Raw genomic sequence first — 15,319 nt, 5'->3', positions numbered from 1 at the left:
CGCCCCGGTTCGGATCGACTCCCGCTCACGCGATCACGGACCCCTTCCACGGGCGGTCGACCGACAGCGAGCGGAGCCCGGTCAGTACGCGTTCGAGCACCGCGCGGTCCACGGTGGACGCGGCTCGGGGGGCGGGCACGCCGCGCTCACGCCGGGGCGGCCGGCCCGGGCCCCGGCGGGGCGGGGGCAGGCGCGCCGAGCCCGCCAGGCCGCGCAGTCTGCGCAGCGCGAAGCCGAGGTGGCCGCGGTCCCGTTCCATCCGCACCTGGACGCACAGGTCGGAGCCCTTGAGGACGGCGATCAGCACGTGGTGGTCGGTGTCGGTGACGACCACGTCCTCCACCGCCTCGGCGGTGTAGAGGGCGTTGGCCCCGAAGGCCCGGACGATCGCCACCGCCTCCGTCGGCCGGTCCTCGGCGCCGACGCGGGAGACCGTGGCGCCCTCGCGCCAGTCGACCAGCGCGACGCTGCGGACTCCGGGTGTCGAGAGCATCTCCCGCAACTGCTGGTCGATGGAGAGCACAGCGAGCCCCTTCGGGGAGAGCCGGGGCCGACACGCGTCGGCCCCCGGGAAGCGGTGGAGGCCCTCGGCGGCCCCTACGGATTCCATGACGATAGGACGCGTCGACGCGCGCCGCAGGCGTTCTCCGAATTCCCTGACTTTCGTCCAGAAAAGTGGCAAACCGTCACTATCACGAAAGAAGCGACACGGGACCTTTATTCGTCTTTGGGCGGTACATGACAGTGGCCGCCCGGTGTGTACCGAGCGACCACTGGTGTCCTGCTCTGAGCGCGTGCCTTCGCGCCGCCCCGGAGGGCCGGGATCACAGCCAGACGACCTCCGACGTCTCCAGGTCGTAGCGCGCCGGGACGATCTCCAGGCGTCCGGCGTCGACCTTCTCGCGCAGGTCGGCGTCCTGGCGCAGCTGTTCGGCGATGTGGACGGCGTTGGCCCGCACGCAGTCGTCGATGAAGTCCTCGCCGTCGTCGGGCGTGGACTCGACGACCTCCAGGATCTGCTCGACGAGGAAGCCGATGTGGCCCTCGGGCAGGGCGCCGGTCTCGTGCGCCTCGACGGCGGCGGTGACCGCGCCGCACGACTGGTGGCCCATGACGACGATGAGGGGCACGTCGATGTGCGCGGCGTAGCTCAGGCTGCCCAGCACCGACCCGTCCAGGACCTGCCCGGCGGAGCGGATGGTGAACAGGTCGCCGAGCCCCTGGTCGAACACCAGCTCCGGCGGCACCCGCGAGTCGGCGCAGCCGAGGACGCAGGCGAACGGGTTCTGACCCTCGACGAGCTGCGCCCGGCGGCCCCGCCCCTCGTGGGGGTGGCGGGAGCAGTACTCGCGCCAGCGCTCGTTGCCCCGCTTGAGCAGGCGCAGCGCGGTGGCGGGGTCCTCGGCGTGCGGTGTGCCTGTCGGATCGGCCCAGGCGGACGCGGGCACCGCGGCGGCCGCGGCTGCTCCGACCCCGCCGACCAGGGAGGCTCGTAAGGCGTTTCGGCGTGTGATGGCCATGGAGTCAACTCATATCTACATCAATGGGGCAGAACATGTCCCAGTCCCATAAAACGAAGAAAAGCTACTCCCCGCGACCAGTCGGCGACGGAGCCCTTGACGACTTCCTAACGGAGGATCTGTCGTGGCCCGCGGCACACCCACGGCCGCCTATGCTGTATTACTGACCGATCGTTCGTTCAACGAGCGCCGCGTGATCCCCGCGACACCGTGCCCGCACCCCGTTCACCAGGGACGACCAGGAGGTAGATTCACCTACCGTGCCTCGATCTTCCTCACTCGAACCGCCGCCCTCCCGCCGAGAGCCGGGTCGGCGCCGCTCCGGACGCCCCGGCCACGACGCCGACTCCGTGCTGCGCGTGGCCGCCCGCGTGTTCAACGAACGCGGGTACGACGGCACGAGCATGGAGGATCTGGCCCGCGCCCTGGGCGTGACCAAGTCCGCGATCTACCACCACGTCACCGGCAAGACCGAACTGCTGCGGCGCTCCCTGGACCTGGCGCTGGACGCCCTGTTCGCGGTCACCCGCGAGGACGCCTCCACCAGCGGCCCGGCCATCGACCGCCTGGAGAACGTCCTGCGGGGCAGCGTCCGTGTCCTGGTCGAGGAACTGCCGCACGTCACCCTGCTGCTGCGCGTGCGCGGCAACACGGAGGTCGAGCAGCACGCCCTGGCCCGCCGCCGCGAGTTCGACCACCTCGTCGCCGGGCTCGTGCGCGAGGGCATCGCCGCGGGGGAGATCCGGGACGACGTGGACCCGGCGATCGCCGCGCGCCTGCTGTTCGGCATGGTGAACTCGATCGTGGAGTGGTACCGCCCGGACCGGGGCCTGGACGCCGACGAACTCGCCGAGTCCCTCTCCCGCATGGCCTTCGAAGGTCTGCGCGCGTAGCGCGTCCGTTGAGGGCGGTAGCCCGCCCCCTCGCGCAGCGCCCCGCGGGCGCTGGTGGGCGACGGGCGGGCCTGCGCGCGTAGCGCGTCCGTTGAGGGCGGTAGCCCGCCCCCTCGCGCGGCACAGTGGCCACATCAGGCCACCGCGCACGCCTGCACAGGCCTGGCCAAGGACCACCGGGCGTTCCTAGACTCCCTACACCGTCTCCCCCAACGGTTCATGGAAAGCGGCGCTCGTGACCGACCACCTGTCCCAGGACTGGCTGACCCCTGCCATCGCCTTCGCCGTCTCGGTGTGCGGATCACTCCTCGGCCTGGCCTTCGCCGCCCGCGCGCGGCGGGCCCGCGGTGCCGCCCTGTGGCAGTGGCTGGTCCTGGCCGCGCTCTCCCTCGGCGGCATGGCCGTGTGGTCGATGCACTTCATCGCGATGATGGGTTTCCGGGTCCCGGGCGTCTCGATCCGCTACGACGCTTTCCTCACCCTGGTCAGCGGGGTGACCGCCGTCGTGGTCATGGGCGCGGCGCTGACGATGACCATCCGCAGGCGCACCCTGCCCTGGCTGCTCGCCTCGGGCGTCCTCGCGGCCGCCGGGGTGGTCTCCATGCACTACACGGGCATGGCCTCGATGAACATGCACGGCGCGATGCACCATGATCCGTTCTACGTCACCGCCGCCTGCGCCATCGCCCTGGTCGCGTCCACGGTCGCGATGTGGTTCTCCGCCCGGCTGCGCGGCGCGCCCGCGATCGTCGCCGGCGCCCTCGTGATGGCGGTCGCCGTGACGAGCGTGCACTACACCGCGATGATGGGCGTCCACGTCCTGCACCCGGAGGCGGACCGCGCCGGCCCGCCGGAGGGCTCCACCGCGTCGGACCTGCTCCTGCCGGTGATCGTCGGCCTGTTCGTCCTGCTGCTCGTGTGCAGCCTCTTCCTGATGCTCGGCGAGGACGAGGAACGGGTGGACTACTCCCGCTCCGGCGCGGACGCCCCGCGGCCGCGCGCGAGCGCGCCGACGGCGGCCCAGGACTACACGCCGCGGCACGGCGTGCGGCCCGCGCCCCCGGCGCCGACCGACGACGTCTGGCGGCGCCCCCGCCGGTAACGACGGGATCACGGTCGAAACTCGGGGGCAACAACGTGGCGCATGTCACATCATGCTGCCCGGAACCCCGGACCGCCCTGCATGCAGGAGACCCAGCACACGCATCTTGACTTCAGAACTTGAACTCAAAACTCGAAGTTAAGCCCGAGTTGCGGCCTGGGTCACTCTCTTGTTTATGGTTCTTGAAGACAACGACGTCATGGAGCGGACTTTGCCTCTCGTTGGTGAACCCAACGAGCCGAGCCCGATCCGCGCTCCCGTACCCCCGGTCGCCGTCACCGAGCACCTTCTGGAGATCCCGTGAGCACCACCGCACCCGCTGGACCGCACCCGCCCGCGGTCCGCCCACCGAACCTGCGCTACGTCGTCTTCATCGCCGCGGCGGCCGCGCTGGGCGGATTCCTCTTCGGTTACGACAGCGCGGTCATCAACGGAGCGGTCGAGGGGATCCGGGGCCGGTTCGGCGTCGGATCGGCGGCCCTCGGCGCGGTCATCGCCGTCCCCCTGCTCGGTGCCGCCGCCGGTGCCGTGATCGCCGGCCGCCTGGCCGACCGCCTCGGCCGCCCCCGCGTCATGCAGCTGGCCGCGGTGCTGTTCGCGATCAGCGCCGTCGGTTCCATGCTCCCCTTCACCGTATGGGACCTGGCGGTCTGGCGCGCTCTCGGCGGCATCGCCATCGGTATGGCGTCCGTCATCGCCCCCGCCTACATCGCCGAGGTCGCCCCCGCCGCCTACCGCGGCCGGCTCGCGTCCTTCCAGCAGGCCGCGATCGTGCTGGGCATCGCCGTCTCCCAGCTCGTCAACTGGGGCCTGCTGACCCTGGCCGACGGCGACCAGCGCGGCACCCTGCTCGGACTGGAGTCCTGGCAGGTCATGCTCGGCGTCGAGATCGTCCCCGCGGTCGTCTACGGGCTGCTCGCGCTGCGGATCCCCGAGTCGCCGCGCCACCTGGTCGCCACCGGCCGGACCGAGGAGGCCAAGCGGGTGCTGGCCGCGGTCGAGGGAGACGGCGGCGACCTGGACGCCGAGGTCGCCCGGATCGACGCCCGGATGCGCGGTGAGCACAAGCCCGTCCTGCGCGACCTCATCGGCGGCCGCACCGGCCTGCTGCCCATCGTCTGGGTCGGCATCGGCCTGTCCGTCTTCCAGCAGCTCGTCGGCATCAACGTGATCTTCTACTACAGCTCCTCGCTGTGGCAGTCGGTCGGCATCGACCCGAGCAGCTCCTTCCTCTACTCGTTCACCACCTCGATCATCAACATCCTCGGCACCGTCATCGCGATGCTGCTGGTCGACCGGATCGGCCGCAAGCCGCTCGCCCTGATCGGCTCGGCCGGTATGGCCGCCTCGCTCGGACTGGCCGCCTGGGCGTTCTCGTTCACCGCCGAGATCGACGGGGAGATCGCCCTGCCCGACCTCCAGGGCGCCGTCGCCCTGTTCGCGGCGCACGCCTTCGTGATGTTCTTCGCCCTGTCCTGGGGCGTGGTCGTGTGGGTGATGCTCGGCGAGATCTTCCCCAACCGGATCCGCGCCGCCGCGCTGGGTGTCGCCGCCTCCGCGCAGTGGATCGCCAACTGGCTCATCACCGTCAGCTTCCCGTCGCTGTCCGACTGGAACCTGTCCGGCTCGTACGTGATCTACGCGGCCTTCGCCCTGCTCTCGATCCCGTTCATCCTCAAGTGGGTGCCCGAGACCAAGGGCCGGACCCTGGAGGAGATGGGCTGACCCCCCGATCCCCCGACGAGGCGGGCCACCGCGGTGCGGTGGCCCGCCTCTCGCGCGGGAAAACCTGTGGCGCCCCGGACGCGGCCGGTCCTAGGATCGACTCGCCCGGACGCCCCGTGCGCGTGCACGACGGCCGACGACGACGGAGAGGAACGTGCCATGACGGACTTTGCGAGTGGCCCCGCCCCAGTCTTCCCGATCGTCCGCGAGCCCTGACGGACCCCTTTCACGCGGTCCCGCGGCTCGCCTCCCAGAGAGCCTGTCGTGACGACACACAGCACTTCGTCCACCCCCTCCCACCCACTGGACTCCCTCGGCTGGACCCCACGGGTCGAAGCCGCCTTCGACGCCGTCGCGCTGTCCAGCGAACACGTCCTGCTGCCCGCCCGCGTCTCCGCGGCGCGCAGGGGCGGCGCCGAGATCCGCCTGCCCGGCATCCGCGACGCCGCCTTCGCCCCCGCGGTCCGCAGGGCCGCGCACACCGACCCCGCCGCCGCGCCGTGCAGCGGTGACTGGGTCGCCGTCCGCCGCTCCGGCGACGACTGGCTCGTCGAGGCCGTCCTCGAACGCGCCGGCACGCTCGTCCGCCAGGGCGTGGCCAAGGACTCCCACGACCAGGTCCTGGCCGCCAACGTCGACTACGTCCTCATCTGCGAGGCCGCCGACCAGGGCCCCAACGTGGGACGCCTGGAACGCTTCCTCAGCCTGGTCTGGGCCGGCGGCGCCACCCCGGTGGTCGCCATCACCAAGGCCGAACTGGCCGGGGACCGCCTGCCCGAGGTCGTCGAACTGGTCGAGTCGGTCAGCTCCGGCGCCGACGTGCACACCGTGAGCGCCCACACCGGCCAGGGGCTGGAAGCCCTGGCCGCCCGACTGCGGCCCGGCACGACCTGGGTCCTGCTGGGTACCTCGGGCGCGGGCAAGTCCAGCCTGGTCAACGCGGTCTCCGGGCACGCCCTGATGGACACCGGGGAGATCCGCCACGACAAGCGGGGACGGCACACCACCACCCACCGCCAACTGCTGGCGCTGCCGGGCGGCGCCCTGGTGCTGGACATCCCCGGAGTGCGCCGCATCGACGTTCCCGGCGACGAGTCGGGCGTCGACCGCACCTTCTCCGACGTCCTCGCCCACGCCGAGCGGTGCCGGTTCCGGGACTGCGTGCACGATGCCGAGCCCGGCTGCGCGGTCCAGGCCGCCATCGACGAGGGCGAGCTGGACGCCCGCCGGCTGGCCCGGTGGAACCGGCTGCGCCGCGAGTCCGAGTGGAACAGGTCCCGGGGCGACCACCGGGTCCGTGAGGAGCGCACACGGCAGTGGAAGGCCCTGGACAAGGCGGCCAGGGACGCCGGGCGGCGCAAGCGCGGCCACCACCACTGACCGGACGCGCGCCCTCAGTGGCGGACGTGCTCTCCCGGGGCCGCCGCGGCGGCCCCGGGGCCGGGCTCAGAACCCGAAGGCGCGGCGGGCGTTGCCCGCGATCACCCCGGCGAGCTCGTCCTCGTCCATGCCCTTGGCCTCGGCCAGCGCGCGCAGCGTGTACGGCACGAGGTAGGGGGCGTTGGGGCGGCCCCGGTAGGGCTTGGGCGTGAGGAAGGGGGCGTCGGTCTCCACGAGCAGCAGCTCGGGCGGGGCGACCGCGGCCGCCTCGCGCAGCGGTTGGGCGCTGGCGAAGGTGACGTTGCCCGCGAAGCTCATGAAGTAGCCGTGCTCGGCGCACACCTTGGCCATGTCGGCGTCCCCGGAGAAGCAGTGGAAGACTACCCGCTCCGGCGCGCCCTCGTCGGCGAGGATCCGGAACACGTCGTCGTGCGCCTCGCGGTCGTGGATCATCACGGCCTTGCCGTGGCGCTTGGCGATGGCGATGTGCCGGCGGAAGGACTCCTCCTGCGCCCGCGCCCCCTCGGGCCCGGTGCGGAAGGTGTCCATGCCGGTCTCGCCGACCGCCACCACCTGTGGCAGCGCGGCGAGCTCGTCGATGCCCTCCAGCGCCTCGTCCAGGGCCGCCGCGCCGCCCGCGGCACGCACCTTGCCGGCCCAGTCGGTGCCGTCGACCTCGACGCCCTCGGCACCGTCGCCGTGCACGATCCGCGGCGCCTCGTTGGGGTGCAGCGCCACGGCCGCCCAGACGTCGCCCGGGTGGGCCGCGGCGGTCTCGGCGGCCCAGCGCGAGGACGCCAGGTCCACGCCCACCTGGACGAGCGGGGTCACACCGGCGCCGCGGGCGGCCGCGATGATCTCCTCGACCTCGGGCGTCTGCATGTCCATGTGCGTGTGGCTGTCGGCCACCGGCACGCGCAGGGGCTCGGGGACCGGCGGGGGCGTCTGCGCGTTGCGCTCCCGCACCGCTCTCCCACTGCGTTTACCCACGGATGGCTCCCAGCTTCTCGTGACCGATCATCGCGCTCGATTCTAGGCGCGGCGACCGTCGGGAGAAGCCGGTCGCCGGTGGCTCGTGATCCCTATGCTGGGAGCCGCGTCCCGACCCTGCGGCCAACGGTGGAGCCCACATGTACATCGAGCGAATCAGTGTCGACGGCATCCGCGGCTTCCATGATGGCCGCGCGGTGGAGGACCTGGAATTCCCCCTGCCCGGAGGCGCCCTGGGGAGCTGGACGGTCCTGGCGGGGCGGAACGGTTCCGGCAAGACCACCCTCCTACGGGCGGTCGCTCTGGGCCTGATCGGTCACTTCTATGGACGCGAAGTAGTGTCCGAGCCCCATCGTTTCGATTACTGGTTGTCGAAGAACCGAGAGTCCGGGACGGTGACCACCACTATCAGCCACCACGAAGGATGGGACGGTTTCACGGGAAAGGGGAACACACCCGGTGGGTCCTTCGAGGGTCAGCTCCACTGGAAACGGAGTGAACATGCGCGCGGCGCCGGGGTGGTCGGCCCTCATGACGTGTCCCTGAGCAAGTCAGCGGCCCGCGGTCCTTGGTCCGAGGAGAGCACAGGATGGTTCGTCGCGGGCTACGGACCGTTCCGGCGCCTTGAGGGGGGCTCCGACAAGGCACAGCGTCTCACCTACGGGAACACCCCGGTCTCCCGTGTTGCGAGTCTTTTCAACGAGGACGTGTCGCTCGCGGAGAGCATCGAGTGGATCAAGGGCCTTCATTTCCGCAGCCTGGAGAAGAAGCCCGGATCCCAACGTCTTCTGGGTTTCGTCAAACGCATCCTCAACGAGGGACTGCTGCCTGACGGTTTTCAAGTGACGGACGTGGATTCCGACGGCCTGTGGGCCGAGCGCGACGGCGTGCCGGTACTCATGCACGAACTCAGTGACGGATATCGGACGGTCGCGGCCCTGGTCCTCGACCTCGTGCGCCAGGTGAGCGTGGTGACCGAGGGCAGGGGCCTGGCATTCGACGAGCAGGGCTCCCCCTACATCAGCATGCCCGGCGTGGTCCTCATCGATGAGGTGGATGTTCACTTGCACGTGAGCTGGCAGAAGGAGATCGGCGGCTGGTTGAAACGCCACTTCCCGAGCATCCAGTTCATCGTCTCCTCACACAGTCCCTACATCTGCCAGAGCGCTGACCCCGGGGGCCTCGTACGGCTCCCCGGAGTCAATGAGGAGGAGGGACCCCGGGTCGTCCCCGACGAGCTCTACCAACGCATCGTCAACGGCAGCGGAGACGACGCCCTGCTGACCGACCTCTTCGGCATCGACTCCCCCTACTCACAGACGGCCGAAGAGAAGCGACGCCGCCTGTCCGCTCTGGAACTGGCACTCCTCCAGGGCACGGCGTCCGAGGACGACAGGGAGGAGCACGCAAGGCTCAGCAGGTCTCTGGGGAGTTCACTGGCCGCGCGGGTGGACGAGGTCGCGTCACGGCTGCGACCGGGCGCATGATCCGGCTCACGCGCACGGATCTGCCGGAGGTGCTCGCGACGGATCTGGACAGGAGGGCCTCGGCGCTGGCGCGGGAGAGTGCCGACAGCAAGTCAGCGCGCAAGAAGTGGGACGGCGCCAAAGCGTGCAGGATACGCCTGCGCGAACAGCTCAAGGACATGGCCGCCGGGCTCAACAGGTGTATGTACTGCGGTGACAACCTCGGAACGGACGTCGACCACTTCGCGCCACTGTTCTTCAGCCCTCTGCGCGCGTTCGACTGGTTCAACCACCTGCTGGCCTGTTCGTACTGCAACAGCCACACCAAGCGGGAGCAGTTCCCCGTGGCAGCGGACGGCACACCCCTGTTGGTCGATCCCTGTGCGGAGGACCCGTCCGAGCACCTGTTCCTGGTCCTGTCGAGCGGAAGCTACGAGGCCCTGACCCATCGGGGAACAGCGACGATCCAGGTCTTCGGGCTCAACAGACGGGAACTGACACAGGGACGGCAGAGCGCCTTCTTCGCCACGAAACTCTTCCTGAAGGCCTACCTCGGCCACCATGACGACGGACAGGAGGAGCGGGCCGCCGAGACCTTGGTCCATCTGGACCAACAGCCCTTCGCGGACGTCCGCGAGGCCATGCGCTGGACCAGCGCGCACGCGCCTGCCGAGAACGCCGCAGCTCTCCTGGGCGGGGCGGACATGGTTCGTGCCCTGGAAATCCTCGGTCCCCGTTGGGCTCCGAAGCCCCTCTGAGGGTTCTGGCCGTCTGTGGGCCCCGGCGCCGGCCGGGGCCCACAGACGGACCGGAGGGACGCGCACCTACTCGGTGACGCCCTCCAGGCGCGCCAGCTCCTCGTCCACCACGGACGGGTCGAGCTTGGTGAACAGCGGCTGCGGGCGGTCGAGCGGGGTGCCCGGGACGATCGGCACCGACTCCCAGCGGGCCTCGTTGTCGGCGTAGTCCCCGGTGATCACCGGGTAGTCGACCGGCTCCTCGGAGCCGCCGATGGTGTCGTGGCCGCTCTCGATGCGGGGCATGCCGGTCCAGGTCCCGGTGCCGCCGAGCATCGCGTACACCTTGTTCGCGGACTCGGGGAGGTAGGGCGTGAGCAGGGTGTTGGCGTCGCTGACCAGCTGCAGGGCCACGTGCAGCACGGTCGCCATGCGCTCGGGGTCGGTCTTCTTCAGAGCCCACGGCGCCTGGTCGGAGATGTACTTGTTGGCCTCGGCGACCGTGCGCATGGCCTCCTGGAGACCGGCCTTGAACTGCGACCGCTCCAGGCGCGCGCCCACCGTCCCGAAGGCCGCGCGGGAGGCGGCCAGCACCCGCCGGTCCTCCTCGTTCAGCTCGCCTGCGGCGGGGATCTCGCCGAGGTTCTTCGCCGCCATGGAGATGGAGCGGTTGACCAGGTTGCCCCAGGCCGCCACCAGCTCGTCGTTGTTGCGGCGCACGAACTCGGCCCAGGTGAAGTCGGTGTCCTGGGTCTCGGGCCCGGCGGCCATGATGAAGTAGCGCAGCGCGTCGGCGGAGTAGCGCTCCAGGAAGTCGCGCACGTAGATGACGACGCGGCGCGACGAGGAGAACTTGCGGCCCTCCATGGTGAGGAACTCGCTGGAGACCACCTCGGTGGGCACGTTGAGGGCGCCCAGCGGACCGGCGTCGCCGCCCCGGTCGCCGTCGCCGCTCGCGCCCAGCAGGATCGCGGGCCAGATCACCGAGTGGAAGACGATGTTGTCCTTGCCCATGAAGTAGTACGACCGGGCGTCGTCGTCCTGCCACCAGCGGCGCCAGGCGTCGGGCTCACCGACGCGCTTGGCCCACTCGATGGACGAGGACAGGTAGCCGATCACCGCGTCGAACCACACGTACAGGCGCTTGTTGTCGTTGTCGCTCCAGCCCTCCAGGGGGATGGGCACGCCCCAGTTGAGGTCGCGGGTGACCGCGCGCGGCTGCAGGTCCTCCACCAGGTTGAGGGAGAACTTGAGGACGTTGGGGCGCCACTCCCCCTCCTTGCCCTTGAGCCACCCCGTGAGGACGTCGGCGAACGCCGGCAGGTCCAGCATGAAGTGCTCGGTGTCCACGAACTCCGGCGTCTCGCCGTTGATCCGCGAACGCGGCGAGATGAGGTCGATCGGGTCGAGCTGGTTCCCGCAGTTGTCGCACTGGTCGCCGCGCGCGCCGTCGTAACCGCAGATGGGGCAGATGCCCTCGATGTAGCGGTCGGGCAGCGTGCGGCCGTTGGACGGGGAGACCGCGCCCTGGGTGGTGCGGGTGAAGACGTAGCCGTTCTCGTACAGCGTGGTGAACAGCTGCTGGGCGACCGCGTAGTGGTTGCCCGTGGTGGTGCGGGTGAAGAGGTCGTAGGACAGGCCGAGGGCGACCAGGTCCTCGGCGATGATCCGGTTGTAGCGGTCGGCCAGTTCGCGGGGCGTCACGCCCTCCTGGTCGGCCAGCACCTGGACCGGGGTGCCGTGCTCGTCGGTGCCGCTGACCATCAGCACGTGGTTCCCCGACATTCGCTGGTAGCGCGAGAAGACGTCGGAGGGGACTCCGAAACCGGAGACGTGACCGATGTGGCGCGGGCCGTTGGCGTAGGGCCAGGCGACCGCTGTCAGGATGTGGCGATTCGACGACATGCCTCAAGACTAAAGGTGCCCGCACCTCTTTTTTACGACCTCTCTGTCCCGCCCGTCGCCCACCACCGCCTTCGACGGGCGCCCTCGGCGCGGTCCCTCTCGGGACGGGGCCCGGGGAGTCGTCCACAGGGGTGGACGGGCGGATTCCCCCAGGGTCTCCTCTACCCGTATGCTCTGCGGAAGGCCGCGCGCCGCCGGGGCGCGCGCCGACGTACCACGCTCACCCCGGTCCTTCATCTGAGGCGGTGGTCGCCACGGTTACCCGTGCCCTACCCCGTCCTGCCCACCACACCGCCGCGCTCGTCACGAGTGTGGTGCTGCTGGTCATTCTGTCGTTCCCGGTGACCTCCGTGCCCGGCGAGCCCGAGTCCGGCCCGGTGCCGGGCCCGGTGAGCGCGCCCCAGCAGGAGGTGCCCGCCAAGGGCACCACCGGCGGCGACACCCCGCGGGAGCGCGCGGAGGAGCGCGCCGACCTGGTCGCCCAGGCCAAGGTGTCGGTGGGCCCGCCCACCACCACGTGCGACCAGCGCGGCGTCCTGCGCGACCTGCCCGACGCCGTGCCGCCGTGCGTCCTGCGGCTGACCGCCTGGGACCAGCCCTGGTGGCCGCTTCCGCTCCCGCACCCCGATCCCGTTCCCGAACAGGACGACACCGGCGACCTGCCGCCGACGCGGGCGCCGCCTCACACCGCGAACACCCTCATCTGACCCTTTCCCGGTCACTCCCCCGCCCCGGACCGTCCGGGCGCGCCGACCGGTACCCACCATTCGCAGTGAGAGGTTCACCTTGCCCAGTCAATCGGGAGCCGGGGGGCGCTGGACACGCGCTCTCATCTCCCTCCTCGTCATCCTCGTCGCGTTCGGCGCGGCGTGGATCATCCCGCCGCGCCTGGGGCTCGACCTGAGCGGCGGCACACAGATCGTCCTGGAGACACAGGACGGCCCCGACGGCACGGAGGCCAACTCCGAGAACACCGACCAGGTCGTCGAAGTCCTGCGCCAGCGCATCGATCGCCTCGGTGTCGCCGAGTCGACGCTGTCGCGCTCCGGTGAGAACCGGATCATCGTCGAGCTGCCCGGGGTCCAGGACCCCACGGAGGCCGCGCAGATCGTCGGCCAGACCGCGCAGCTGTCCTTCCACCCGGTCCTCGGCGTCACCGCCGGCGGCGGCCAGGGCGTCCAGGCGCCCGGTGACTCCGCGAACGCGCCCGCCGACGAGGCCCGCGCCCCCTCGGACGCCGAGGGCGGCGAGGAGGCCCCCGCCGACGAGGCCGCGGAAGGCGGCGAGGGCTCGGAGGAAGCCCCGCAGATGACCGAGGAGGAGATGCAGGAGCTCCTCGGCGGCATGGGCGGCCAGGGCGGCCAGGGTGTCCCGGGCCAGACCGGCCAGGAGGCCGAGGACCCCAGCCAGGTCGCGATGACCCTGCCGGACGAGCAGGGCAACTACCTGCAGCTCGGTGAGACCGCCGTCCCCGGTGACAGCGTCGCCAGCGCGGAGGCCGGTCTGGACCCGGTCAACCGCGCCGAGTGGGTCGTCAACGTCAACTTCCGCGGCGAGGGCCGTGACCAGTGGGCCGAGCTCACCGGGCAGGCCGCCTGCTTCGAGCAGGGCGACCCGCGCCGCCGCGTGGCGATCGTGCTCGACAACCAGGTCATCTCCTCGCCCAGCGTCAACGACGCGGCCTGTGAGGTGGGCCAGCGCGAGGGCAGCACGACCATCAGCGGCAACTTCACCTCCGAGTCGGCCAACGAGCTGGCCGTGCTGATCGAGGGCGGCTCGCTGCCGCTGCCGGTCACCGAGGTGCAGCGCCAGACGGTCGGCCCGACCCTCGGTGCCGCCGCCATCCAGGCCAGCGCCATCGCCGCCCTGCTGGGCATCGCGTTCACCGCGCTGTACATCACGCTGGTGTACCGCCTGGTCGGCTTCCTGGCCTCGGTTGCCCTGGGCGTCTACGCGCTCATCGCCTACGGCGTGCTGGTGGCCTTGGGGGCCACCCTCACCTTGCCGGGCCTGGCCGGTTTCGTGCTGGCGATCGGTATGGCCATCGACGCCAACGTGCTCATCTTCGAACGGGCGCGCGAGGAGTACCAGCGCCAACAGCAGACCTACGAGGCGAACAAGTCGGCCGGCATGCAGGACGCCACCGACGCGGAGGTCAAGCGGGCCGAGTCCGGCATCGCGACGCGCCGTCGCCGCAGGGCCATCCCGGCGAGCCTGGAGAAGGCCTTCGTCGAGGGTTCGCACAAGGCGTGGAGCGCGGTGATCGACACCAACATCACCACGCTCATCGCCGCGGCGCTGCTGTTCTTCTTCGCCTCCGGCACGGTCCAGGGCTTCGGCGTCACGCTCAGCATCGGCACCCTGGTGTCGATGTTCTCCGCGCTGGTGGTGGCCCGCGTGCTCGTGGAGTGGGCGGTGCGCCGCGCCGTCATCCGCAAGCACCCTGCGGTCAGCGGTCTCAGCAGGATCGGTGCCGTGCGCGCGTGGCTGGTCCGGAAGAACCCCGACCTGATGAAGTACCGCAAGCACGCGCTGCTCGCCGCCGCCGCGGTCGTCCTGGTGTCCGTGGCCGCCCCGCTGGTGCAGTCGCCCAACCTGGGCGTGGAGTTCACCGGCGGACGCGTCCTGGAGTACGAGATCACCGGCGACGAGGACCTGTCGGTGGACGAGGCTCGCGAGATCGTCGCCGGACTGGACTTCTCCGGCTCGGACACCGCGGTCGTGCAGGAGGCCGGGGACAGTGACATCTCCGTCCGTACGGGCGATATCTCCGATCCCGAGGCGGCGACCGTCACCGACGCGCTGGACTCGGCGACCGGTGGCGTGGAGATGGTCAGCGACGAGCTGATCGGCCCGAGCATGGGCGACGAGCTGCGCAACCGCGCGTTCATCGCGCTCGCCGCCGCGCTCGCCCTGCAGCTGGTCTACCTGGCCTGGCGGTTCCGCTGGTCCTTCGGTGTGGCCACGATGCTGTCGCTGGCGTTCAACCTGGTCCTGGTGATCGGGCTGTTCGTCTGGCTGGGCAAGCCGATCGACGGCGTGTTCCTCGCCGCCCTGCTGAGCGTCATCGGTTTCACCGTCAACGACACGGTGGTGGTGCTCGACCGGGTGCGCGACGAATGGGCGAAGGACGACAAGTCCCCGTTCGTCGAGATCGCCAACCGCGCGGTGCTCAACACCCTGCCGCGTACGATCAACACCAGCGTCGGCGCGCTGATCATCCTGGGCTTCCTCACCTTCTTCGGTGGGACCTCGCTCCAGGACTTCTCGATCGCCATGCTGGTCGGTCTGAGCACGGGTGTGGTCTCGACGGTGTTCGTCGCGGTCCCGCTGGCCATCTGGCTGCAGAAGTGGGACAGGACGGCGGCGCCGCACGTGATCAAGGAGCGCAAGAACCAGGCGCGGGTGGCCGCCAAGGCCAGCCGCAACGAGGGCGACGGCGCGGTCGTCTGACCGGCCCGACCCCCACACGGGGCCGCCCGGAACGGTTGTACGCCGTTCCGGGCGGCCCCGTCCGCTGTCACCCGTCGGTCGTCGCCCGGGACCGGTCACCGCGCGGTCTCCGGTCGGTGGCCGGCCCGTGTGCGGTCGGACGCCCGCC

The 15,319-nt window shown here is 70.8% G+C and carries 12 protein-coding genes; 8 read left to right on the top strand and 4 right to left on the bottom strand.

The genetic code is table 11. From position 1 onward, the window contains the following. Positions 1-25 precede the first annotated feature (25 nt). Together HNR10_RS20215 and HNR10_RS20210 are read right to left on the bottom strand one after the other, a co-directional pair. A complete protein-coding gene (locus HNR10_RS20215) occupies positions 26-523 on the bottom strand; it encodes a hypothetical protein (protein WP_179829843.1) in 498 nt (165 codons plus the stop codon). A 301-nt stretch (positions 524-824) separates the two neighbouring features. Beyond that, positions 825-1,520 carry a carbonic anhydrase gene (locus tag HNR10_RS20210; protein WP_179825902.1) on the bottom strand — a complete coding sequence of 232 codons (696 nt, stop codon included), beginning with the start codon at positions 1,518-1,520 and terminating at the stop codon, positions 825-827. Between the two features lie 359 nt (positions 1,521-1,879). Between HNR10_RS20210 and HNR10_RS20205 the strand changes: the two genes are divergently transcribed. The 4 genes from HNR10_RS20205 (at position 1,880) to rsgA (ending at position 6,620) form a co-directional block, all read left to right on the top strand. Beyond that, positions 1,880-2,413 carry a TetR/AcrR family transcriptional regulator gene (locus HNR10_RS20205; RefSeq protein WP_179829842.1) on the top strand — a complete coding sequence of 178 codons (534 nt, stop codon included), beginning with the start codon at positions 1,880-1,882 and terminating at the stop codon, positions 2,411-2,413. Positions 2,414-2,648: 235 nt separating this feature from the next. After that, entirely contained in the window at positions 2,649-3,515 is an 867-nt protein-coding gene (locus HNR10_RS20200) for an MHYT domain-containing protein (protein ID WP_179825900.1), read from the top strand. Between the two features lie 300 nt (positions 3,516-3,815). After that, entirely contained in the window at positions 3,816-5,240 is a 1,425-nt protein-coding gene (locus tag HNR10_RS20195) for a sugar porter family MFS transporter (RefSeq protein WP_179825898.1), read from the top strand. A 264-nt stretch (positions 5,241-5,504) separates the two neighbouring features. After that, positions 5,505-6,620: a ribosome small subunit-dependent GTPase A gene (gene rsgA, locus HNR10_RS20190; protein WP_179825895.1), complete on the top strand. Its 1,116-nt coding sequence runs from the start codon at positions 5,505-5,507 to the stop codon at positions 6,618-6,620. Positions 6,621-6,686: 66 nt separating this feature from the next. Here the strand turns inward: rsgA and HNR10_RS20185 are convergent, their stop codons facing one another. Further along, a complete protein-coding gene (locus tag HNR10_RS20185; RefSeq protein ID WP_179825890.1) occupies positions 6,687-7,610 on the bottom strand; it encodes a TatD family hydrolase in 924 nt (307 codons plus the stop codon). A 140-nt stretch (positions 7,611-7,750) separates the two neighbouring features. Here HNR10_RS20185 and HNR10_RS20180 point away from each other — a divergent pair, with 140 nt between their 5' ends. Both HNR10_RS20180 and HNR10_RS20175 read left to right on the top strand, forming a co-directional pair. After that, entirely contained in the window at positions 7,751-9,097 is a 1,347-nt protein-coding gene (locus HNR10_RS20180) for an AAA family ATPase (RefSeq protein ID WP_179825889.1), read from the top strand. Next, complete coding sequence (locus HNR10_RS20175) at positions 9,094-9,834, top strand: HNH endonuclease family protein (RefSeq protein WP_246406325.1); 741 nt, start codon at positions 9,094-9,096, stop codon at positions 9,832-9,834. Before HNR10_RS20180 ends, HNR10_RS20175 begins: the two co-directional genes overlap by 4 nt. A 66-nt stretch (positions 9,835-9,900) precedes the next feature. On the opposite strand, the gene metG is transcribed toward HNR10_RS20175, so the two are convergent. Then, a complete protein-coding gene (metG, locus tag HNR10_RS20170; protein WP_179825888.1) occupies positions 9,901-11,718 on the bottom strand; it encodes a methionine--tRNA ligase in 1,818 nt (605 codons plus the stop codon). A gap of 245 nt (positions 11,719-11,963) precedes the next feature. Between metG and HNR10_RS20165 the strand changes: the two genes are divergently transcribed. After that, entirely contained in the window at positions 11,964-12,425 is a 462-nt protein-coding gene (locus HNR10_RS20165; protein ID WP_179825887.1) for a hypothetical protein, read from the top strand. Positions 12,426-12,504: 79 nt separating this feature from the next. Continuing rightward, positions 12,505-15,171, top strand: a complete 2,667-nt coding sequence (gene secD / locus HNR10_RS20160; protein WP_179825886.1) for a protein translocase subunit SecD — start codon at positions 12,505-12,507, stop codon at positions 15,169-15,171. The last annotated feature ends 148 nt before the right edge of the window (positions 15,172-15,319 follow it).

The sequence above is a fragment of the Nocardiopsis aegyptia genome (assembly GCF_013410755.1).
Taxonomy (GTDB): Bacteria; Actinomycetota; Actinomycetes; order Streptosporangiales; family Streptosporangiaceae; genus Nocardiopsis; species Nocardiopsis aegyptia.
The sequence above is the reverse complement of the archived record's forward strand: the minus strand, read 5'-3'. Positions and strand labels throughout refer to the sequence as shown.

What these genes read in the sequence shown, in the direction of transcription:
- HNR10_RS20210 (WP_179825902.1), bottom strand. Translation starts at nt 1,520, where the DNA reads ATGGCCATCACACGCCGAAACGCCTTACGAGCCTCCCTGGTCGGCGGG.
- HNR10_RS20180 (WP_179825889.1), top strand. Translation starts at nt 7,751, where the DNA reads ATGTACATCGAGCGAATCAGTGTCGACGGCATCCGCGGCTTCCATGAT.
- HNR10_RS20175 (WP_246406325.1), top strand. Translation starts at nt 9,094, where the DNA reads ATGATCCGGCTCACGCGCACGGATCTGCCGGAGGTGCTCGCGACGGAT.
- metG (WP_179825888.1), bottom strand. Translation starts at nt 11,718, where the DNA reads ATGTCGTCGAATCGCCACATCCTGACAGCGGTCGCCTGGCCCTACGCC.